The sequence below is a fragment of the Neobacillus driksii genome, from assembly GCF_013409995.1.
Lineage (GTDB): Bacteria > Bacillota > Bacilli > Bacillales > Cytobacillaceae > Neobacillus > Neobacillus driksii.
In genome coordinates this window covers 411,800-434,116 of record NZ_JACCBX010000005.1, presented here as the reverse complement: position 1 = coordinate 434,116, position 22,317 = coordinate 411,800, and the positions used below count along the sequence as shown (strand labels likewise).

At 40.2% G+C, this 22,317-nt stretch carries 21 protein-coding genes and 1 pseudogene; 16 read left to right on the top strand and 6 right to left on the bottom strand.

Annotation, left to right across the window (positions count from 1 at the left end; translation table 11 throughout):
- Nucleotides 1–20: 20 nt before the first annotated feature.
- Entirely contained in the window at nt 21–737 is a 717-nt protein-coding gene (locus tag F4694_RS14015; protein ID WP_179598870.1) for an urease accessory protein UreH domain-containing protein, read from the bottom strand.
- 198 nt (nt 738–935) lie between these two features.
- Between F4694_RS14015 and F4694_RS32190 the strand changes: the two genes are divergently transcribed.
- Together F4694_RS32190 and F4694_RS32185 are read left to right on the top strand one after the other, a co-directional pair.
- Nucleotides 936–1,328: a dicarboxylate/amino acid:cation symporter gene (locus tag F4694_RS32190; RefSeq protein ID WP_257029237.1), complete on the top strand. Its 393-nt coding sequence runs from the start codon at nt 936–938 to the stop codon at nt 1,326–1,328.
- A gap of 2 nt (nt 1,329–1,330) precedes the next feature.
- Entirely contained in the window at nt 1,331–1,789 is a 459-nt protein-coding gene (locus F4694_RS32185; RefSeq protein ID WP_257029236.1) for a dicarboxylate/amino acid:cation symporter, read from the top strand.
- Nucleotides 1,790–1,820: 31 nt separating this feature from the next.
- On the opposite strand, the gene gdhA is transcribed toward F4694_RS32185, so the two are convergent.
- Entirely contained in the window at nt 1,821–3,203 is a 1,383-nt protein-coding gene (gdhA, locus tag F4694_RS14005; RefSeq protein ID WP_218895651.1) for an NADP-specific glutamate dehydrogenase, read from the bottom strand.
- 169 nt (nt 3,204–3,372) lie between these two features.
- On the opposite strand from gdhA, the pseudogene F4694_RS14000 reads away from it, so the two are divergent.
- Nucleotides 3,373–4,249: pseudogene (locus tag F4694_RS14000) on the top strand (LysR family transcriptional regulator).
- 28 nt (nt 4,250–4,277) lie between these two features.
- Here the strand turns inward: F4694_RS14000 and pepT are convergent.
- Genes pepT through F4694_RS13985 form a run of 3 tightly spaced genes read right to left on the bottom strand, consistent with a single transcriptional unit; the run spans nt 4,278 to nt 6,920 of the window.
- A complete protein-coding gene (pepT, locus tag F4694_RS13995; RefSeq protein ID WP_179598868.1) occupies nt 4,278–5,504 on the bottom strand; it encodes a peptidase T in 1,227 nt (408 codons plus the stop codon).
- Entirely contained in the window at nt 5,485–5,973 is a 489-nt protein-coding gene (locus tag F4694_RS13990; protein ID WP_179598867.1) for a hypothetical protein, read from the bottom strand. Before F4694_RS13990 ends, pepT begins: the two co-directional genes overlap by 20 nt.
- A gap of 5 nt (nt 5,974–5,978) precedes the next feature.
- The gene (locus F4694_RS13985) at nt 5,979–6,920 is read right to left on the bottom strand and encodes a nuclease-related domain-containing protein (RefSeq protein WP_257029235.1); all 942 of its coding nucleotides are present in this window, start codon (nt 6,918–6,920) and stop codon (nt 5,979–5,981) included.
- Between the two features lie 162 nt (nt 6,921–7,082).
- On the opposite strand from F4694_RS13985, the gene F4694_RS13980 reads away from it, so the two are divergent.
- From F4694_RS13980 to F4694_RS13920, 13 genes are all read left to right on the top strand, one after another.
- The gene (locus tag F4694_RS13980; RefSeq protein WP_179598865.1) at nt 7,083–7,706 is read left to right on the top strand and encodes a TetR/AcrR family transcriptional regulator; all 624 of its coding nucleotides are present in this window, start codon (nt 7,083–7,085) and stop codon (nt 7,704–7,706) included.
- Between the two features lie 13 nt (nt 7,707–7,719).
- Nucleotides 7,720–8,604: an ABC transporter ATP-binding protein gene (locus tag F4694_RS13975; protein ID WP_179599068.1), complete on the top strand. Its 885-nt coding sequence runs from the start codon at nt 7,720–7,722 to the stop codon at nt 8,602–8,604.
- Between the two features lie 4 nt (nt 8,605–8,608).
- Complete coding sequence (locus tag F4694_RS13970; RefSeq protein ID WP_179598863.1) at nt 8,609–9,406, top strand: ABC transporter permease subunit; 798 nt, start codon at nt 8,609–8,611, stop codon at nt 9,404–9,406.
- Nucleotides 9,407–9,426: 20 nt separating this feature from the next.
- Nucleotides 9,427–10,224: an ABC transporter permease subunit gene (locus F4694_RS13965; protein WP_179598861.1), complete on the top strand. Its 798-nt coding sequence runs from the start codon at nt 9,427–9,429 to the stop codon at nt 10,222–10,224.
- A 68-nt stretch (nt 10,225–10,292) separates the two neighbouring features.
- Complete coding sequence (locus tag F4694_RS13960) at nt 10,293–10,640, top strand: ASCH domain-containing protein (protein WP_179598859.1); 348 nt, start codon at nt 10,293–10,295, stop codon at nt 10,638–10,640.
- A gap of 93 nt (nt 10,641–10,733) precedes the next feature.
- Nucleotides 10,734–12,464 (top strand): ABC transporter ATP-binding protein, encoded by a 1,731-nt coding sequence (locus F4694_RS13955; RefSeq protein ID WP_179598857.1) that lies wholly within the window; start codon nt 10,734–10,736, stop codon nt 12,462–12,464.
- A complete protein-coding gene (locus tag F4694_RS13950; protein ID WP_179598855.1) occupies nt 12,465–14,327 on the top strand; it encodes an ABC transporter ATP-binding protein in 1,863 nt (620 codons plus the stop codon).
- Between the two features lie 57 nt (nt 14,328–14,384).
- A complete protein-coding gene (locus tag F4694_RS13945) occupies nt 14,385–15,584 on the top strand; it encodes an MFS transporter (RefSeq protein WP_179598853.1) in 1,200 nt (399 codons plus the stop codon).
- A gap of 292 nt (nt 15,585–15,876) precedes the next feature.
- Nucleotides 15,877–17,049 (top strand): ABC transporter substrate-binding protein, encoded by a 1,173-nt coding sequence (locus F4694_RS13940; RefSeq protein ID WP_179598851.1) that lies wholly within the window; start codon nt 15,877–15,879, stop codon nt 17,047–17,049.
- Nucleotides 17,050–17,134: 85 nt separating this feature from the next.
- A complete protein-coding gene (locus tag F4694_RS13935; protein ID WP_179598849.1) occupies nt 17,135–18,013 on the top strand; it encodes a branched-chain amino acid ABC transporter permease in 879 nt (292 codons plus the stop codon).
- Between the two features lie 13 nt (nt 18,014–18,026).
- Nucleotides 18,027–19,001 carry a branched-chain amino acid ABC transporter permease gene (locus F4694_RS13930; RefSeq protein WP_179598847.1) on the top strand — a complete coding sequence of 325 codons (975 nt, stop codon included), beginning with the start codon at nt 18,027–18,029 and terminating at the stop codon, nt 18,999–19,001.
- A complete protein-coding gene (locus F4694_RS13925) occupies nt 18,976–19,755 on the top strand; it encodes an ABC transporter ATP-binding protein (RefSeq protein WP_179598845.1) in 780 nt (259 codons plus the stop codon). Before F4694_RS13930 ends, F4694_RS13925 begins: the two co-directional genes overlap by 26 nt.
- Complete coding sequence (locus F4694_RS13920) at nt 19,755–20,462, top strand: ABC transporter ATP-binding protein (RefSeq protein WP_179598843.1); 708 nt, start codon at nt 19,755–19,757, stop codon at nt 20,460–20,462. Before F4694_RS13925 ends, F4694_RS13920 begins: the two co-directional genes overlap by 1 nt.
- A 40-nt stretch (nt 20,463–20,502) precedes the next feature.
- Here F4694_RS13920 and F4694_RS13915 read toward each other — a convergent pair whose 3' ends face one another.
- Nucleotides 20,503–22,311 (bottom strand): TIGR04190 family B12-binding domain/radical SAM domain protein, encoded by a 1,809-nt coding sequence (locus tag F4694_RS13915; RefSeq protein ID WP_179598841.1) that lies wholly within the window; start codon nt 22,309–22,311, stop codon nt 20,503–20,505.
- Nucleotides 22,312–22,317 lie beyond the last annotated feature (6 nt).

The following is a 22,317-nucleotide window of genomic DNA, read 5'->3' as shown; positions in this document are numbered from 1 at the left end:
TCATAGGGGTCCATATTTTTTTATTGGATCCAAAGTTTAAATAAACCTTCAGTTATGCCTAAGTTGTACATGTAATAGATACCAAACACAGTACTAATTACACCTGTAAACTGGGTAAGGGCCCTATTTAAACTGAATTTTTTCGCACTAAATACAAACGGAATTCCAATTAAGGTAGTAAAGAAAAGCATCCCGATTACAGTTCCAGTTCCAAAAATCAGGATATAAACAGCTGCTTCCCATGCATTATTTACTGTACTCATGGTTAAAACGATCATTGCACCACTTCCTGCAAGACCATGAATCAAACCAATTAGCATAGATTTTAGGTAGGAAACTTTTTTATACTGAGGGGAATGTTCATGTGTGCCGATATGGTCATGGGAATGGACATGTTTATGTAACTCGCCATTATGTTCATGCTTATGTAAATGAATATTTCTAAAGGAAAGAATCGTAGTAATACCAAGGTAAACAAGCATAATTCCTACTAAAAATTCTAATGACATCGCCCATTTTTCTGGAATCTCACCCTTCATAAGAATAAGGACGATTCCAATAATAAATAATGTTGCAGTGTGACCAATCCCCCAAAACACACCAGCTAAAGACGAACGCAGTAACTTTTTACTTTGACTGGCGATGGTGGATACAGCAATAACATGATCCGGCTCAATCGCGTGTTTGATACCAAGAACAAATCCTAAACCAAGTATGGAAAGTAAACCAATTTCCATCCTTTTTCCCCCTTTACTTTTTAAAAATGAAGTAAAGCTAATTATAACATAGAAAAGGATGATCTTATTTTTAATCTATTTGAAATTTAAAGTAGAATATTAAAATTTCCCTATCTGCTATAAAGTTATAATCATATAATAGAAAGTGATTTAGTGAACAAACACTTTTTTTATTTATCTGGAAAAGGAGAAGTACCTATGGAAAAAATGAAAAATTATCGTTTTCCTATAATTTTATTACTATCGATACTCATTGGCGCTATGATCGGATTAGTTATGGAGGAAGACGCCGTAATCCTCCAGCCAATCGGTGATGTCTTTTTAAATTTATTATTTACGATCATTGTTCCACTTATTTTCTTTACGATTTCCTCCTCTATTGCAACTATGGATGGAGCAAAAAGATTAGGGAAAATTCTTGGCTGGATGTTTGGAACCTTCCTCTTTACAGGTCTTATTTCAGCGATTTATATGTACTTTATAGTGAAGTTTGTAAATCCTGGTGATGGTGTAAATTTAAAACTAGTAAAACCAGAGGCTGCGGAGGAATTAAATCCGGTTGCACAAATTGTACGGTACCAGACTTCGTAGAATTGTTTTCGAGAAGCAATATGTTGGTGCATATCGTGATATCCATTCTGTTTGGGTTCGCAGCGCAATCAGTTGGAGAACGAGGAAAGCCTTTTACGAGCTTTTTAAGTTCAGGCTCAGAAGTAATGATGAAGGTTGTTTCTTTAACTATGTATCTAGCACCTATTGGTCTAGGAGCTTATTTTGCAACCTTAGTTGGTCAATACGGTCCGATTCTATTAGGCTCTTATATTAAAGCAGGTATCACCTATTATGTGGCTTCAATTGTGTATTTCTTTGTGGCGTTTACGATATATGCGTTTATGGCAGGTAAGGGACAAGGAATTAGAGTGTTTTGGAGCAATATGCTGATCGACCCGCCAGCAACTATGCTGAATGCAAGCGGAGATAATGTTGCGGGGATGATGGTTTCAAGAATGGTTGAGGGCAGGAATTGGCTTAAGAAAGACGGCATAAAATAAGGGTGCTCCGCTTTCGGGGCACCCTTGCTATTTAGATTACACCTTGTGCAATCATTGCGTCCGCTACTTTTAAGAATCCTGCAATATTGGCACCGACAACAAGGTTGCCTGGGTAGCCATATTCTTCGGCAGCATTCATACTGTTACGATAGATGTTGATCATAATTTGGTGCAATTTTGCATCGACTTCTTCAAATGTCCAAGAAAGTCTTTGGCTATTCTGAGCCATTTCAAGCGCAGATACAGCTACACCGCCAGCATTAGCTGCTTTTCCAGGGGCAAATAAAATATCATTTTCTAAGAATACCTCAACGGCTTCAAGAGTAGATGGCATATTAGCACCCTCTCCAACAGCTTTTACACCATTAGAAACGAGGATTTTTGCAGATTCCTCATCAATTTCATTTTGAGTTGCACATGGTAACGCAATATCACAAGGAATGGACCAAATACCAGCACAGCCCTCATAATACTGAGCTTCAGGATGCGCTAGGACATATTCGCTGATTCTCTTACGTTCTACTTCTTTAATTCGTTTAACAGTCTCAAGATTAATGCCGGATGGATCGTAAACATATCCATTAGAATCGCTGCAAGCAACAACTTTTGCACCTAATTGCGTTGCTTTTTCAATTGCATAAATCGAAACATTTCCTGAACCAGAAACCACAACCGAGCTTCCTTCAAAGCTATAACCTTTGTCAGCAAGCATTTCGTTTACAAAGTAAACAGTACCGTAACCAGTTGCTTCTGTTCGTCCTAAACTACCGCCGTATCCAAGGCCTTTACCAGTTAACACGCCTGCTTCATAAGCACCGCGGATTTTCTTATACTGTCCGAACATATAACCGATTTCACGTGCACCAACACCAATATCACCTGCTGGGACGTCGACATCAGGTCCAATATGTCTGTAAAGCTCAGACATAAAGCTTTGTGTAAAGCGCATAATCTCATTATCTGATTTGCCTTTCGGATCAAAATCAGATCCACCTTTACCTCCGCCAATTGGCTGACCAGTTAATGAATTCTTAAAGATTTGCTCAAAACCTAGGAATTTAATAATACTGGCATTTACGGATGGGTGGAAGCGTAATCCGCCTTTATAAGGTCCGATTGCACTGTTAAACTGTACACGGAAGCCGCGGTTTACTTGAACTTGCCCTTTATCATCGACCCAAGGAACACGGAAGTAAATGACTCTTTCAGGCTCTACGATTCTTTCAAGAATATTGTGCTCCATGTATTTCGGATGTTTCGCAAAAACAGGAATTAGGGAGTCAAAGATTTCCTTAACTGCTTGGTGAAATTCAGATTCATAAGCATTTCTACATACAACTTTATTAAACACTTCGTCCACATATTGAAGTGCTTTGCCTTGTGCATCATGTTTTAACTGTTCAATTGTTTTCAAGCTATCCACCTCTTTAATGGGAAGTTATTTTTTTAAATAATTAGATTATTAATAACCAATATTCTATAATTAAATAATAATCTTAACAATATTAATAATAGATAACATTCATCTCATAATGAGATGAATCGAGGTAAGCATTTTAGAATTACGACAGATTCAATACTTTATGGAAGTAGCGAAACGCGAGCATGTTACCGAGGCTGCAACCGCACTGCACGTCGCACAATCGGCTGTAAGCAGGCAAATCTTTAACCTCGAAAAAGAACTCGGCGTTAATTTATTCATCCGCGAGGGGCGAAACGTCAAACTGCGATGATTGGTCAGATGTTTCTAGAGCATATGGAACAAGCGCGATGAAGGTAATTGACGAGGCACAACGAGAAATTAAGGAATACTTAGACCCCATGAAAGGGACAATTCGTATAGGATTTCCAAGCAGCTTGGCTGGGTATACACTTCCTACCTCCATATCTGCCTTTCGTGAACACCACCCTCAAGTGAAATTTTAACTAAAACAGGGCACATATTAAGAACTGATTAAGGGGGTTATGAATGGTGAGTTCGATATGGCATTGAACAGACCTGTTCCAAAACACAAGAAGATAGTGGGGACAACATTATTTACAGATAATATTGTCACACTTTTACCTTCTAGCCATCCTTTGGCCAAACAGACAGCGATAAAATTAAGTCAACTGCGTGAAGAATCCTTTGTCTTGTTTCCAAAGGAATATATATTAAGGGAAATTATCGTACAAGCATGTGAACAGCTTGGTTTCAAACCGAAGGTGTCGTTTGAGGGAGTTGATATAGACTCGATAAAAGGGTTGGTTTCAGCTGGTCTCGGAATTACACTAATTCCGGAAATCACGCTGGTGGATGGGTTCCCCCGTTCAACGGTTAAGGTACCAATTATTGAGCCTGAAGTGAGCCGTACGGTTGGGGTCATTATACCAAGAGAACGCAAAATGCTCCCTACAGTCAAGCTTTTCAATGACTTTTTAAAAGATTTCTACTCCATCTTGGATCGCTATCAAATGTAAAAGCCCAACTGTGCAGTTGGGCTTAATTTTATGCTTTTTGTTCGAAAAGCTTTGCTATTTCAATGACAGTGTTGACTGCTTTAATCATATTATCGACTGAAATAAATTCATACTTGCCGTGGAAGTTCTCTCCGCCTGTAAAAATATTTGGAGTCGGCAGACCCATATAAGAAAGCTGTGAGCCATCCGTACCACCGCGTATTGGTTTAATGAGCGGTTTGATCTCAAGGTTTTCCATGGCCTGTTGGGCAATGTCGACGATTTCCATAACCGGTTTGATTTTTTCACCCATATTGTAATATTGATCTTTTAATTCCAGTAGGATTGAATCTTTGCCGTATCTATCGTTGAGCATGTCGACAATGCTTTCGATTCTATTTTTTCTCGCTGCGAAGATTTCTTTGTCGTGATCACGGATAATATAATACATTTTCGTTTGCTCGACATCACCGTTGAAGGAAATCAGATGGAAGAAACCTTCATAACCTTCTGTATGCTCAGGTGCTTCCAGGGCTGGCAGCTGGCTATGTAATTCCATGGCAATCTTCATTGAATTCACCATTTTATCTTTTGCTGAGCCTGGATGAATATTAGTGCCCTTGATTGTGATTTTAGCTGCAGCAGCATTAAAGCTTTCGTATTCCAACTCCCCTAGCGGACCACCATCGACAGTGTAAGCATATTTGGCGTTGAATGCTGCAACGTCAAACTTATGCGGACCTCTGCCAATCTCTTCATCCGGCGTGAACGCAACGCGAACCTTACCGTGCTTAATTTCTGGATGTTGAATGAGGTAAGACATTGCGGTCATGATTTCAGCAATCCCCGCCTTGTTATCGGCACCCAGCAGTGTGGTACCGTCCGTAGTTATCAGCGTGTGCCCTTTATAGCTTGGCAGGCTTGGGAAATCCTTCGTTGTCATGGTGACGTTTGGGTTAAGAGGGATATCATTCCCGTCATAGTTTTCAATGATTTGTGGGTTCACGTTCTTGCCTGTGAAATCGGTGGCAGTATCGACGTGAGCCAAAAACCCGATCGTTGGTACATCCTTGTTCGTATTGGAAGGAAGGGTTGCCATCACATACCCATTTTCATCGATTGTCACCTCTTGCATTCCAATCGACTTTAACTCCTCAACCAGCATGTTGGCCAACGTGAGTTGTCCAGGTGTAGAAGGACAGCTCTCATTGCTCTCATTCGACTGCGTATCCACCTTCACATAGGAAGTAAATCTCTCAATGATTTCGTTTTTCACTTTTGCAGCACTCCCCTTTCAATTTTTTACCACTTAATAATAGCATGTGCATGGGGGTGGGAGGAAATGGGATGTGGTTTTGGTTTTGCTTTTGCTTTTGCTTAAAATAGGTAATATGGGTTTCGTAGTGATGGTTGGTGATGGAATACTTGCGGATGGCAGAAAATACTTGCGGATAGCGGAAAATACTTGCGGATAGCAGAGAATACTTGCGGATAGCAGAAAATACTTGCGGATGGCAGAAAATACTTGCGGATGGCAGAAAATACTTGCGGATAGCAGAAAATACTTGCGGATAGCAGAAAATACTTGCAGATGGCAGAAAATACTTGCGGATAGCGGAAAATACTTGCGGATAGCAGAAAATACTTGCGGATAGCGGAAAATACTTGCGGATAGCAGAAAATACTTGCAGATGGCAGAAAATACTTGCGGATAGCAGAAAATACTTGCGGATAGCAAGTATCACTTAGTTTACCTGAAGTCCATTTTATAGACTCTGTCTTTAAATGTTCCTTTACATATGAAATTCATGCTATTTAGAATTCGATTTGCTGTATAGATATCCACCCCCAAAAACTCACGGCACTCCCGATTGGTAATCGTCCTCTTCACCACCAAAAACCACTCGTTCAGAGTCTGCTCATGAGCTAGATGATTGGTCACCTTACAAACTGGACAGTGCCACGATCTTGGTATTTTATTCATCCCAATGTTCCCACAAGATACACACCTCACCCCTGGTTTAATAGCACTAACCGGAATTTGATAAGATTCACAAACAGGTTTTGGAATGTAGGTTTGATGACACCTCAATAATTCAGATGACAGCCAGTTAAATGTAGAAGTATCCAGTCCCTTTCCTTCTCGTGGAAGGCTTTTGATAAAAGGAGGGACCAGGTTCGGGAATAGTATCTTAGTATCGGCAGGGGGAATGTCCACATGTTGCTTCGGATAGGCTAATACAATAGCGCCATATAGGGGTAAATCAATATTCCGCTCGGATAACCATGCGGAAAAGAGTTCTATATTACGCTCCAATTGAACGACGGGACTTTCATAATATTTGATTTGTCCGTCTTCTCGCTTTTGAATAAGCTGTGGCGGGTTATCCCTGAATTCTAAACTGCCTGCTAAGTTTTTGGTTTCTAAAACGACGCCGTAATGGGGTGTTTTCAATAAGTGGTCAATTTGAAAGTAAGTGTCGGAAGAAAGTGATAAATCGTGGAAAATGTTATTTCTGAATGGAAACCGATACCTTCCAAGGACATCTGCCACCTGCTGCTCACCGCCAATTCCAGCCTCAAGGATGGATTGTTTGGAAGCAATCACGGAAATCATTGGATGTTTGTCAGGCAGCCTGCTTTGGGCAGCAATTAAGCCCATTAATGTAAGTGAGTCAGAACGCTCTTTCATTTTTCACCTCCAAATGTATCCTAGCACATCCTCCCCCTTAAATATATAAACTTCATAATTTTGTAAAAAATATAGCTTGTCTAGCGTTGACCAGAGGAGTCAATCGGAGTACACTGTGATTGACTCCTCTGGTCAACGGTAAATGGAAAGGGGCCAAACAGCATGTTTTCGAAGTTTTTAAGCCTGGATTCGGAAAAACAGGATCGAATCATCAACGCAGCAATTAAGGAATTTGCCCAAAAGGGGTATGATAACGCATCAACAAATGAAATGGTGAAAGAGGCTGGCATTTCAAAGGGGCTGCTCTTTCATTATTTTAAAAATAAAAAGCAGTTGTTCTTCTTCCTATTTGATTATTGCTACAACCTGGTGGCAGATGAATTTTATAAAAAGGTTGACTTAACCGAAAGAGACTTTTTTAAAAGAATTCGCCAGGCAGTGCTCATCAAAATGGACCTGCAGCAACAATACCCAGATATCTTAACATTTATCCAAGAAGCCTTTATGCAAGACTCACCGGAAATAAAGGACGAATTTGATAAAAAGAAAATGGAACTTAACGCGGTAAATATAGGGATCATCTATGATGGAATCGATCTCTCGAAATTTAGGGATGACGTCGATGTTCAAAAAATATTAAAAGTCATTTCATGGACCTTTGAAAAAATGAGTGATGAGGAGCTCCACAAAGCGAAAATGGTCCCTGGTCACAAGATTGATTATGATAAAGTTTTTCTGGAAGCAGAAGAATATTTTGAGCTTTTCATTAAATGCTTTTACAAATAAGGGGGCAGTGATGATGAATGTGATTGAGATTAAGAATCTAACAAAGACTTACGGCAAATCAAGAGGGATCAGCGACATTAGCTTTTCTGTCGAGGAAGGTGAGATTTTTGGATTTATCGGACCGAATGGTGCGGGGAAATCGACTACCATTCGGACACTCCTCTCCCTCATTTATCCTACCAGCGGAAGCGCGACTATCTTTGGGAAGGATACTGTCCAATTTGCCCCTGAAATTAAGAAGGAAATTGGCTATTTGCCATCTGAAGTTTTTTATTACGACAATATGAAGGTCAAAGATCTATTAAACTATTCGGCTAGTTTTTATAAAAAGGATTGCAGTAAGAGAATCAAAGAATTGGCGGAAATTATGGATTTAGATCTCAACAAAAAAATTGACGATCTTTCACTGGGAAATAAAAAGAAGGTTGGGATTGTTCAAGGGCTGCTACATGAGCCAAAGTTGATTATTCTGGATGAACCGACGAGTGGATTAGACCCTCTTATGCAGCAGAAGTTCTTTGAACTGCTTGAGGAAGAGAATAGAAAAGGTGCTACCATTCTATTTTCCTCTCATATCCTAACCGAGGTTCAACGACTTTGTAATCGGGTTGCCATTATAAAAGAGGGAAAGATTGTTACCGTAGAAAAGATTAGTACATTGAAAGAAAATACCTATAAGAAGTTCAAAGTAGAAACAAAAGAAACCCTCGCCCCCTATTACTTTAACCTGCCTGGTGTAAATAAATTAGAAGTAAAGGGTAACCTAACGAGCTTTTTATTTAAAGGAAATATCAATGAAGTCATGAGGAAAATTGCGGAAATAGAGATTACAAATCTATGGATTGAAGAGCCAGACCTTGAGGAGATTTTTATGCACTACTACGAGAAGGAGGCCTAAAGCCATGAATATCCTACTTCATGAATTAAGGGCTTATCGAAAGTCTACAATGATCTGGACGCTATCATTAATTGCCGTCGTAGCGCTGTTTATGTCATTTTTTCCTTCTTTTACAAAGGATACAGAAGAATTTAGGAAGCTGCTTGAAGGGTATCCGGTTGCTCTAAGAGAAGCCTTCGGGATAAATCTTGATAATTTCTTCTCCATCCTTGGCTTCTATTGCTATGGGCTGTCGTTCGTTACGCTTTGCGGTGCGATTCAGGCCATGAACCTTGGTACGAGTATTGTCAGCAAAGAAGTCAGGGAAAAAACCGCTGACTTTCTATTAACAAAACCGGTTACACGTACCGCGGTGTTAACAAACAAATTATTGGCGGCACTGATCTCAATTATCATAACGAATATCATATATTTAGCAGCAGCGACCCTGCTCGCATACCAAGTAGCAACAGTAGACTTTAAGGTTAGCATTTTTATCCTGCTTTCATTGACTGTATTTTTTGTACAACTGATCTTTCTAGCATTAGGAATTATTATCTCTGTCGTTGTTCAAAGAATAAAATCAGTGTTGACGGTGTCGCTTGCAACTGTTTTTGCCTTCTACTTTTTAGGAATGTTTAGTAGCACTTCCGGTGATGAAGTAAAACGGTATCTGTCTCCATTCAAATATTTTGATACTGCTTATATCATAGAGAAATCTGGTTATGAGGCTTCGTTTTTAATAACTGGAGCAGTTGTTATTATTATTGCGATTGGCGCTAGCTTCTATATCTATGCCAAAAAGGATATTCACTCGGTCTAACAAGGAGAAGTGATGATAAGATGAATATTTTTTTAAAAGAAATGAAGTCACATAGAAAATCGCTTCTATTTTGGAGTATCGGGATATTCCTAATGGTTGCGTCAGGGATGTTTAAATATGAGAGTCTTTCTTCTTCTGGACAGCCGATGAATGAAATGCTGGGGGGAATGCCCAAATCAATGCTTGCTGTATTAGGAATAGGAGAATTTGATATTTCAACGGCAACCGGTTATTACGGGTTACTATTTATCTATTTGTTATTAATGGCGACCATTCATGCGGCCATGCTCGGCGCAACGATCATTGCAAAAGAAGAGCGGGACAAAACAACGGAGTTTTTATTTGTTAAGCCCGTATCAAGAAATCGAATTATTACCGCAAAATTGCTGGCAGCATTCTCAAATATCCTAATCTTGAACTTGGTTACCTTTGTTTCATCACTTGCATTAGTCAGGAAATACAGCAATGGTGAAGTGGTTACCGAGGATATTGCAATGACAATGGCGGGAATGTTTATTTTGCAGCTGTTATTCATGGTAATTGGCAGCTCCCTTGCAGCGGGTAAAAGGAAATCCAAATCGGCAGCTTCCTTAGCAACCGGCGTTCTTTTGCTTACGTATGTGATTTCGGTTGCCATTGACTTGAATGAAGACATTGAAGGCTTAAAATACATTACCCCGTTTAAATATTTCGAGGCAAAAAGTGTGATGTTCGGAGGCGGTTTTGAGCCGATCTTTGTCCTATTATCCGGCGTCCTGATTGCTGCACTTACAGTCGCGACCTTTGTCTTTTATAAAAAAAGAGATTTAAATGTGTAAACGTTTTTAATAACATGGTTATAGTGTTAAAATAGTGAAAGCGCAATTGGATAAAGGAGGATAACACTATGAGCCAAAATGAAAACACTACACTACCGCCAAAAACATGCTCCATTGAACGTTTAGTTACAATGGAAAGTGATGTTAAAAAGGTGCTTGCAGGAGAAAAGACTGCAACTCGCCGAAATGGAAGATATGCCGATCCAGGAGAAATCATGACACTTGAAGGACGTCAATTTGTCGTGGAACGAGTCTATTCACAAAGCTTAGGTGAGTTGACGGATGATGACGCTCGCCGCGAGGGCTTCCCTACGGTTGAAGAGTATAAGCAATCAATTCTTGCTTACCACCCTGGGATGCCATGGCTGCCGCAAATGCGCGTTTGGGTTCATGAATTTCGCCCGCTGGAAGATTAATTAAAAGTATGAGTTCTTATCCTAGAACTCATACTTTTTTTGCTATAATAGCTTTATCCATAAATTTGAAAAGGGTCCTCGAGGTGAAGGGTAATGGGGTTTTTAGCAAAATACATAAAGAAATATTGGAAGTCTTTTAGCTTAGCAGTGTTATTTTTAACCTTTGAGGCGATAAGTGATTTGTTAATGCCAACGATCATGGCGAAAATCATTGATGTCGGTGTCGCGGGCAGGGATATAGGTTATGTACTTAATATGGGCGGATTAATGCTGCTGATTACACTTTTTGGTGCGATTGCAGCTTCAACACGAAGTATATTAGCCAGTATTGTTTCCCAAAGCTTTGGGTCGGAGTTACGGTCGGACTTATATAAGAAGATCCAAACGCTATCCTTTAAAAATATCGACCGTTTTGAACGCGCGTCGTTAATCACGAGGCTGACCAACGATGTAACACAGGTACAAGTTTTTGCGAATGGTTTAATGCGAATTTTTGTAAAATCCCCGCTATTAGCCATCGGGGGTTTAATCATGGCGACACGATTAAACTTCCATTTATCGGTTGTATTGATTGTAGTGGTCCCGATTGTCGCCTTATTTATCATTCTAAATTTAAGACTTGGGTTCCCCATGTTCTCAAAAGTCCAAAAAGCACTGGATCGTGTAAACGGAGTCATGCGCGAGTACTTATCGGGTGTCCGCGTGGTGAAAGCATTCAATCGCTTTGATGTTGAAGTCAACAAGTTTGAGAAGACGAATGAAGAGTTTAAACAGCAATCGGTTTCAGCAACTAGGTTAATGGCGGTGTTCAGCCCAGCGATTATGCTGACGGTGAACCTTGGCATTGTCGCTGTCCTTTGGATTGGCGGTTACGGGGTGACGAATGGCAATGTGCAGGTTGGACATATTATTGCTTTTATTAACTACATGACGCAGATTCTTTTTTCATTAATGATGATCTCGATGGTTTTTAATATGTTTGTCCGCGCAAAAACTTCTGCCGTCAGAATAGGTGAGGTTTTTTCCGAGGAGGTTGACTTGACCTGGGAAGAGGGACAGAACTCTGCCCTAGTTGAAAAAGGAAGAATTGAGTTTAGCAATGTTTCCTTTTCTTATGAAGGAACAAGCGGGGAACCCGTTTTGAAAAATATTAATCTATCAATCTTACCAGGTGAGACTGTCGGAATTATTGGCTCGACAGGCTCTGGAAAAAGTACTCTTGTTGGCTTAATACCCCGGTTTTATGATATCAGTGCTGGGTGTATCAAGGTCGATGGTGAGGATATACACCTCGTTGACCCTAAAAGACTGCGAGAAAAGATTGCCTTTGTCCCGCAAAAGACGATTCTTTTTACCGGAAGTGTCGAGGAAAACATTAAATGGGGAAAAGAAGACGCCTCAACTGAAGAAATCTTAAAAGCGGCAGAGATTGCCGGTGCGCATGACTTTATTAGTGCTTCTCCTGAAGGATATCAAACTAGAATCGGACAAGGCGGAGTAAACTTTTCTGGAGGTCAAAAGCAACGGCTTTCGATCGCTAGGGCTTTAATTAAAAATCCGGAAATTTTGATCTTGGATGATAGTACCAGTGCGGTTGATGTCACCACAGAGGCTAGAATCAAAGAGGGTTTAAAAAAATATGCAAAGGGTCTGACATGCCTCCTCATTGCACAGCGGATCACCTCAATTATCGATGCAGATAAAATCGTGGTCATGGACCACGGGGAAATCGTTGGAATTGGAAAACACGAACAATTATTAAGAGACTGCAGAGTTTATCAGGAAATCTATCAATCACAAGTCGGTAAGGAGGTGGCACTCTAAATGTCGAAAACAGCAGATCAATCAAGTAACACACCACCTCCCTTATCCATGCCGGGAAGACCTGGCGGCTTTTCCGGCCATCGCCGGGGAGCGCCGATTGTAAAACCAAAGAACTTTAAGGAAACAATTAAGAGGTTATGGTATTATTTCGGCAATGAAAGAAGAATGCTCAGTATTGTTTTTTTATTCATTTTTTTTAGTGCAGCACTATCCTTGCTGTCACCATTTTTAATTGGAAAAGCTGTCGATGCGATAAGCTTGAAAAAACAAGTAGATTTTAATTTTCTTGAAGTCATGATCGTTATTCTAATATCAGCATTTATCTTAGACGCGGTGTTGACTTTTCTCCAGGGCTGGCTGATGGCAGGTGTCTCGCAACGAATTGTCAAACGATTGCGTGATGCACTTTTTAAAAAACTGCAAAAACTGCCAGTTGCTTTTTTTGACAAGCGGACACATGGAGAATTAATGAGCCGGCTTTCAAACGATATTGATAATGTCAGCAGCACCATCTCGCAATCGACAACACAGCTGATGTCCGGTGTCATAGTAATTAGCGGTTCATTCATTATGATGTTAATCCTCAGCCCGATTTTGACAGTGGCAAGCTTGGTAACGGTTCCACTTGTGTTTCTGTTAACGAAGACGATTGCAAAACGAACAAGTGTCCTGTTTAAAGATCAGCAAATCCAGCTGGGAAAACTAAATGGACAAATTGAGGAAACGATTTCGGGCATTGAGGTAGTGAAGGCCTTTAATCATGAAGAAAAAGTAATCTCAGAGTTTGAAGAGGTCAATCAGAAACTGCGTGAGGTCGGCCTTAAGGCGCAAATTTGGTCCGGCTTTCTTATGCCAATCATGAACGTCATTAACAATTTAGGCTTTGCGATTGTAGCGGTAACAGGGGGATTTTTGGCTGTCGAAAATATGATTACCGTAGGTGCGATTGCAAGCTTTATCACCTACTCTCGTCAGTTTGTCCGGCCGCTGAATGACCTGGCGCAAATTTTTAATATGCTGCAGTCAGGTGTAGCTGGTGCGGAGCGCGTATTTGAAATACTCGACGAGCAGGAGGAACCAGATGATGTGCAGGATGCGGTTGTACTGGAAAATCCAAAGGGACATGTTGTGTTTGAAAATGTCAGCTTCGGCTACCGCGGCGATGTGTCGATTTTAAAAAATGTTAGTTTTGAAAGTAATATTGGCAGCAGTACGGCGCTAGTTGGACCAACCGGGGCGGGAAAAACGACAATCGTTAACTTGCTAACAAGGTTTTATGATGTGACAGATGGCAGGATTTTGTTAGACGGCCGTGATATTCGGGAATATACCCGCGATAGCTTAAGAAGCTGTTTCGGCTTTGTTTTGCAGGATACTTACCTCTTTTCAGGAACCATTAAGGAAAATATTAAGTATGGAAAGCCTGGTGCAAGTGATGAGGAAGTCATCAATGCGGCTAAGATGGCGAATGCAGATGCCTTTATTAAACGTCTGCCAAATCAGTATGAGACCATCCTCTCAGAAAACGGTGGAAACTTAAGTCAAGGGCAGCGCCAGTTGATTGCCATCGCCAGGGTAATTCTCGCAAAGCCAGCTGTATTGATTTTAGATGAGGCCACGAGTAGTATTGATACCCGTACTGAGCTTCATATTCAAGAGGCACTGCTATCTCTTATGGAGGGCAGGACAAGCTTTATTATCGCCCATCGTTTGAACACCATTCGTGACGCAGATAGCATTATGGTGATTGAAAATGGGAACATTGTAGAACAAGGAAATCATGGGGAACTCATGGATCAGCAAGGCAGATATTATAATATGTTCTTTAATCAATTTAAAAATGTAGAAATCGCGGTAGATTAAATAATGATAAATCATTAGGGAATAATGTCACTAATGGTATCTATAAGGGGGCAGGTTATGAAAAAAGAAATTTCTAACCGGAGATTGCTCTGGGTTTCTGGAACGGGCTGGATGTTTGACGCAATGGATGTGGGAATGCTTTCTTTCATTATTGCAGCATTAAGTGTGGAGTGGGATTTAACGGCCAAACAAATGGGCTGGATTGGCAGTATTCAATCGATTGGAATGGCGGTTGGGGCATTACTTTTTGGCTTAATGGCAGACCGAATTGGCCGAAAAAATGTTTTTATTATAACCTTATTATTATTCTCCATTGCAAGTGGGATTTCTGCTTTTGCCACATCAATTACTATTTTTCTTATATTAAGATTTTTTATTGGAATGGGGCTAGGCGGTGAGCTTCCTGTAGCCTCGACACTGGTATCGGAAAGCGTTCCGGCAGAAAAACGAGGGAGAATCGTTGTGTTACTGGAAAGCTTTTGGGCAGCCGGTTGGCTGATTGCAGCCGTGATTTCCTATTTTATTATTCCAAAATTCGGCTGGCAAACGGCCCTGTTAATTAGTGCGACACCTGCACTGTATGCCTTATATTTAAGGATTGGTTTACCTGACTCTCCTAGATTTGAAGCAATTAAGGATAAAGAGAAGATTTCTGCATTCCAAAGCATCGCGAATCTTTGGACCAATGAGTACCGCCGCCGGACTACTATGCTCTGGATTGTTTGGTTCTGTGTCGTCTTTTCTTATTATGGCATGTTTTTATGGCTCCCGAGTGTAATGGTGTTAAAAGGGTTTAGTCTCATAAAAAGCTTTGGATATGTATTGATCATGACGCTTGCTCAATTACCTGGTTATTTTACAGCTGCATGGTGTATTGAAAGATTCGGCCGAAAATTTGTACTAGCTGTTTATTTAATTGGGACAGCCATCAGTGCTTTTCTTTTTGGAAATGCAGAGTCAACGGCACTATTAATCACATCAGGAATACTTTTATCGTTCTTTAATCTTGGAGCATGGGGCGGATTATATGCCTATACTCCTGAACAATATCCAACGATTATCCGCGGGACGGGCTCAGGATCGGCCGCAGCCTTTGGTCGATTAGGAGGAGTGCTTGGACCGTTATTAGTTGGTTATCTAGTGGCGCAAAATACATCCATCTCCACCATCTTTACTATCTTTTGTATATCCGTTTTCATCGCTGCATTGGCTGTAATCTTCTTAGGAAAAGAAACAAAAAATAAAGTATTAGTATAATGATTAGGTGAGAGAGATTTCTATTGAAGACTCTCTCTTTTATTTTTTAACACAGCATGATTTTAGCCCTTTAATGCGGAAAAGCCTTTGAACACAATAGTTTAACCTTATGATTATAGTAGGAATTCAACATTATACTAATTTTTCAGAATTATATTAAAATAATGCAGTTTCTACTAGACGTACAGGAAATTATTTTGTACAATGTTTTCAGAATATTATCTTTTTTTAAACATCTCGGAGATAAACACAACGGTTAAAAGGGGACTATTAAAAATAGGGGGTATAGACAGTGAGGAAGAAAAAGTTAGCAGGTATTTTTATGTCGTTCATGATGGCTGCAGGCGTATTAGCAGGCTGTAACTCATCAAGTACAAGCGGTGAAAAGGATGGGGAAACCATCAAAATCGGTGCCAACCTTGAACTTTCAGGCGGGGTAGCTTCTTATGGTCAGTCCATTGAAGAAGGTTTGAAATTGGCCATTGAAGAAATCAACAAAGAAGGTATTGATGGTAAGAAGCTAGAGCTTGTAACATTCGATAATAAATCAGACGCAGCTGAAGCAACAAACGGCGCCATTAAGCTGATCAGCCAAGATAAGGTTTCAGCTATTATTGGTGCAGCTACAAGTACAAATACATTAGCACAAGTGGAAATTGCACAGAAAAACAAAACTCCATTGATAACACCAACTGGTACAAATTCAACGATTACGTTCAAGGATGGGGTTCTGAATGACTTTGTATTCCGTACTTGCTTCATCGACCCATTCCAAGGTACGGTAGCAGCTAACTTTGCTTCCAAGGACCTTAAAGTTAAAAACGCTGCTATCATCATTGACAGTTCTAGTGACTATTCAAAAGGACTAGCTTCTTCTTTCCAAAAATCGTTTGAATCAAGCGGTGGGAAAGTGGTTGCTGAAGAAGCATATGTAGCAAAGGATACTGATTTCAATGCGATCTTAACAAATATTAAAGCTAAGAATCCAGAGTTTGTTTTCCTTCCAGGGTTTTATGAAGAAGTTGGTTTAATCATCAAGCAAGCACGTGCTTTAGGCATTAATGTACCAATCATGGGAGGCGACGGCTGGGATTCTCCTACTCTAGTAGATATCGCAGGTGCTGGTTCGTTAAACAACACATACATCACAAACCACTATTCTTCTGGAGACTCTGACCCAAAAGTACAAGACTTTGTAAAAGCATTCCAAGGAAAATATAAAGATAAATCTCCAGATGCTTTTGCTGCATTAGGTTATGATACTGCCTACTTCCTTGCAGATGCGATTAAGCGTGCTGGCAGCGGCGATCCTGAGAAAATCCGTAAAGCTCTTGAAGAAACAGATGGACTTGCAGTTGTATCTGGTAATTTAAAAGTTAACGAGAACCATGATCAGGTTAAAGCGGCAGTTATCCTTGAGTACAAAGAGGGCAAACAAGAATTTAATACGAAAGTTAATCCGTAATTTTATAGAGAAAAAGAATAGGGAGAATGAGTGTCTCCCTATTCCCTTTTTGAAAATAGTTTCCTAATTTTAGGAGGGTCAAGACATGGAATTTTTACAACAGCTTGTTAACGGGGTGTCTTTGGGCAGTATATATGCGTTGATTGCCCTTGGTTATACGATGGTTTATGGAATTGTTAAATTAATAAACTTTGCCCATGGGGACGTATTCATGGTCGGAGCATTTATCGGTTTTTATTCTATTACGATATTAGATTTAGGATTTTTCCCATCCTTGCTGATCTCAATGGTAACCTGTGCCATCCTGGGAGTTTTAATTGAAAGGATTGCTTACAAACCTTTGCGTAATGCAACTAGGATTGCTGCACTTATTACGGCAATTGGAGTATCACTGTTAATTGAATATGGAGTAATTTATGTACGAGGCGCACAGCCAGAGGCATATCCAGGCGACCTTATCCCGGCAACAAGCATTGACTTCCTGGGTGTAAAGGTTAGTAGTCAGTCATTGATGATTTTAGGTACCTCTGTCGTATTGATGGTCTTATTGCAATTTATTGTTCATAAAACCAAAATTGGAAAAGCCATGCGTGCAGTTTCCTATGATATGGATGCTGCGAGATTAATGGGTATCAATGTTAACAATACCATTTCTGCAACTTTTGCGATTGGATCTGCGTTAGCCGGTGCGGCGGGTGTTGCTTTTGGTATGTACTATACAAAAATTGAACCATTGATGGGGATTATTCCAGGCCTTAAAGCCTTCGTTGCGGCCGTACTCGGCGGAATTGGAATTATTCCGGGTGCAATGGTTGGCGGTTTGTTGTTGGGTGTCATTGAATCACTAGTAAGTGCTGCTGGCTTCTCATTATGGCGAGATGGCGTAGCGTTTGTCGTACTAATCTTAATTTTGATTTTCCGTCCAGCCGGTTTATTCGGTAAAAATGTACGGGAAAAAGTGTAAGGGGGCTATAGCGATGAATATGCTTAAAGGTGCGAAAGGTTTTTGGTCATCAATCGTATTAGCCGTTGTTTTTGGTATTGCCATGCAATTTTTAATTACCGGAGAAATAATTAATTTCTTTTATGTAAACACACTTTATTTTATTGGTATTAACATTATTCTTGCTGCGAGCTTACATCTGATTATTGGAATTACCGGACAGTTTTCAATTGGACATGCAGGCTTTCTTGCTGTAGGCGCTTATGCCTCAGCCATTATTACGATGAAATTAGAGCTGCCTTTCGTGCTTGGATTAGTGGCGGGAGGAGTCGCCGCTGCAATTGCGGGCTTAATTATTGGTATTCCAACACTTCGGCTAAAAGGAGATTATCTAGCAATTGCCACACTTGGGTTTGGGGAAATTGTCCGGATTGTCTTTTTAAATATTGAATATGTCGGTGGAGCAAGCGGGATGACCGTTACGCAGCTCACTACTTGGCCATGGCTTTTCGGGAGTATCCTTTTAACACTTCTTGTCATCAGGAACTTTACGAATTCAACTCATGGACGAGCTTGTATCTCTGTTAGAGAAAATGAAATTGCGGCTGACGCCATGGGGATCAATACAACTTACTATAAGGTAGTTGCATTTGCCATTGGAGCCTTCTTCGCGGGTGTCGCGGGTGCTTTATATGCACACAACTTTTTCATTATCCAGCCGACAAACTTCGGTTTCTTAAAATCTTTTGATATCTTAATCTTCGTTGTTCTAGGTGGATTAGGAAGCATGTCTGGTGCAGTATTGGCTGCAATCCTTTTAACAATTGTTTCTACCTTCTTGCAAAGCTATCCTGAATTACGGATGATTATTTATAGCCTAGTGTTAATCATTATGATGCTTTACCGTCCACAAGGAATTATGGGAACAAGAGAATTAACTTCATTCTTTAAGTTTGGAAAGTCTGCAAAAGGGGGAGTCAACGATGGCAGTAAAAACACCGTTGCTTAAAGTAAATAATGCAGGCATCCGTTTTGGCGGATTAAAGGCTGTTTCAGACGTGAACCTCGAATTAAAGCAAGGTGAGTTAGTTGGTTTGATTGGACCGAATGGTGCCGGTAAAACCACATTCTTCAACTTGTTAACAGGTGTCTATGTACCAACTGAAGGCAGTATTGAGTTGGATGGAGACAAATTAAATGGATTAGCACCCTATAAAATTACTAAAAAGGGAATCAGCAGAACCTTTCAAAATATTCGTTTGTTTAATGAATTGTCGGTGCTCGATAATGTAAAGGTAGCCTATCACTCCCTTGCTAAGCATTCGATTATGAGTTCGATCTTCCGCCTCCCTAAGCACTTTTCAGAGGAAAAGTATATGGAGGAAAAAGCAGTAGAGTTTTTGAAAATCTTTAACCTAGATAATGTTATGCATGAAACGGCGAAAAACCTGCCATACGGCCAGCAGCGCCGTCTAGAGATTGCCAGGGCGCTGGCAGCGAATCCGAAATTATTGCTGCTTGATGAACCTGCAGCAGGTATGAATCCACAGGAAACAGAAGAATTAATGAATTTAATTGCCTTAATTCGTAAAAGGTTTGATTTAACGATTCTTTTAATTGAGCATGATATGCTTCTCGTCATGGGTGTATGTGAGCGAATCTATGTACTTGACCATGGTCAACTAATTGCGGAAGGAACTCCTGAGCAAATCAGAAATAATCCAAAAGTCATCGAGGCGTATCTTGGGGAGGAGGTTTCGTAATGCTGAAAATTGAAGATATCAATGTATATTATGGCAATATCCATGCCTTAAAGGGCGTTTCTCTCGATATTAACGAAGGGGAAATCGTGACCTTGATTGGAGCGAATGGAGCAGGGAAAAGTACGCTCTTAAAAACGATTTCTGGATTACTAAAGCCAAAGAACGGAAACATTTTGTTTGAGGGTCAACCGATTTCCGGCAAGGTAGCACAGGCGATTGTGAAACAGGGGCTTTCACATGTTCCTGAAGGGCGCCGTGTATTTGCTAATATGTCAGTAGAGGAAAACCTCGAATTAGGGGCATATTTACGAAAAGATAAGCAAGGCATTAAAGAGGACTTTGATAAGGTCTATAACCTGTTCCCGCGTCTGCTGGAGCGGCGTAAGCAGCTGTCTGGTACACTATCAGGCGGTGAGCAGCAAATGCTTGCAATGGGCAGAGCGTTGATGGCACGTCCGAAGCTTTTGCTATTAGACGAGCCTTCTATGGGTCTGGCTCCCCTTTTAGTAAAAACCATTTTTCGAATCATTGAAGAGATTAATAAGTCTGGTACTACCATCCTATTGGTAGAGCAGAATGCGAACATGGCATTATCGATTGCAGACCGCGCCTATGTTATAGAGACAGGAAAAATCGTTCTTTCAGGCTCTTCCGATGAATTAAATCAGAGCGACCAGATAAGAATGGCCTACCTTGGTGGACATTAAAAGACATGTGACTTTTTCACATGTCTTTTTTCTTGGACTATTACATTTTTACTTTTTGTTGTTGTGTTTCTAGCTTAAATTGATGGCGAAGCTTTGGCTGGAGGGCATGTTTGACTTTAATCACATACTCTTCATATAGCTGCTCTAAACCAACTAATGCAAGAGAGAAAAAGTTTGCGTAATTTTTTTGTACCTCCCACTTTAACTCGTTCTTACCACAAATACTATATTTATTTAATTCTTCGATTTCCTTTTGGATTTTTGCTAATTCTACTTGCTGTTCTGCCTCAGGCAGAGAAAGAACATAATCTATTTTTTCAATATAAGCTTGTGACTTTTCAATCTTGCCTTTAATTTCTTCGTAGCTGGCTTTATCGATTAGACCATACTTTAATTTAAAATCGTTCAGTTTTTGTGCAGAATCATAGGTTGAGTTTACGATATCATCACGTGTCATTTGTGTTGTTTCATAGCTTAGCATATGCTTCCAAGACGGCTGGGTAATCGCCTTGCGGTGGTCCTCAAGAGTATGACAGAATTTTTTAAAGCCGTGAAGTTCTGGATTTTCAAAAGCTGGGCTTGCAGGATCAAGGAACGGTGCAAGCGGTGCGACAAAGTAGAAAAGTCTAGGATCTTGATTGCATGCAAGATGAATTTCTTCACAGAAATCAATGTTTTCAAGCGCACTTTGGTAGGTCTGGCTCGGAATCCCTGTCATGAAGAATAAGTCGATTTTCTTGGCACCATGCTTTAAGGCGAAATTAAGTGTTTCAATTACCTTAGGATTGGTACAATTAAACTTACCATTATACCTTCTGATTTTTTCATCATGCGTTTCTAGCGTAATTTCAATACTGTATTTTGGACAGCTTTCATTCATCATTTGAAAGAATTCTTCACCTGCGTATTGGAATAATTCGAACACGATTTCATTTTTAAGATTAAGTTGTTTAAGACGGCTAAAGAATTCTTTTACATATTCACGTCCGCCTTGACGCAGGTCATGCAGGATAAAGATAGGCGCGCGGCTGAAGCGTGAAATAAATTGAATATCGCAGGCAAGCTTTTCTGGCGACCTTAAGGCTAGAGAACTTCTTCCACAGTTTTGATCGTAGGCGTCCTTCGAACCACCGCAGATAAGACAGTTTTGCGAACAGCCTCTTGCAGTCAGTAGTGCGGTATTAGGATATTGCAGCCAGCCGTTGTATGGCAGTTGGTCAAGGAAGTTACGATATTTAAAGACAGATCGGACAGTGTAACGATAGCCTGGCACATCGATATCATCCAAATCCTTTGGTACATAAGTGATGGGGTTATAACCAATCTCACTGCCTTTTTTCCAAGTTAGATTTGGAATGTCAGCATAGTGCATATTTCCAAGCTCCAATTTATTCATCAGCAGAAGCATAAGCTTTTCTGTTGAGTCACCACGCATAACGAAATCAATAAAAGGATATTTAATTAACTCTTTATGATAATAGGTGGCTGATAAGCCCCCAAAAATCATCGGTTTATCTGGATGGAGCTTTTTAACAATTTTAGCTAATTCAATACTGCCATGTGCATGCGGTAGCCAATGAAGGTCTATTCCGAAGGCACGTGTATTGATTTTTTTTAGTTTTTTCTCAACATCAAATTTTTCACTCATCAGCATGCGATTCGCGATGTTGATAATTTTTACGCGAAGACCGAACCGTTCTAAATAGTCAGCAATACTGGTTAATCCAATTGGATACATTTCAAACACTGGTGATGACGGCACTACATCGCTGATTGGACCTGCAAGCAGGGAATTTTTTCGAAAGTCATAAACACTTGGTGCGTGTAAAAGGACTAAATCGTACTTCATATAAGC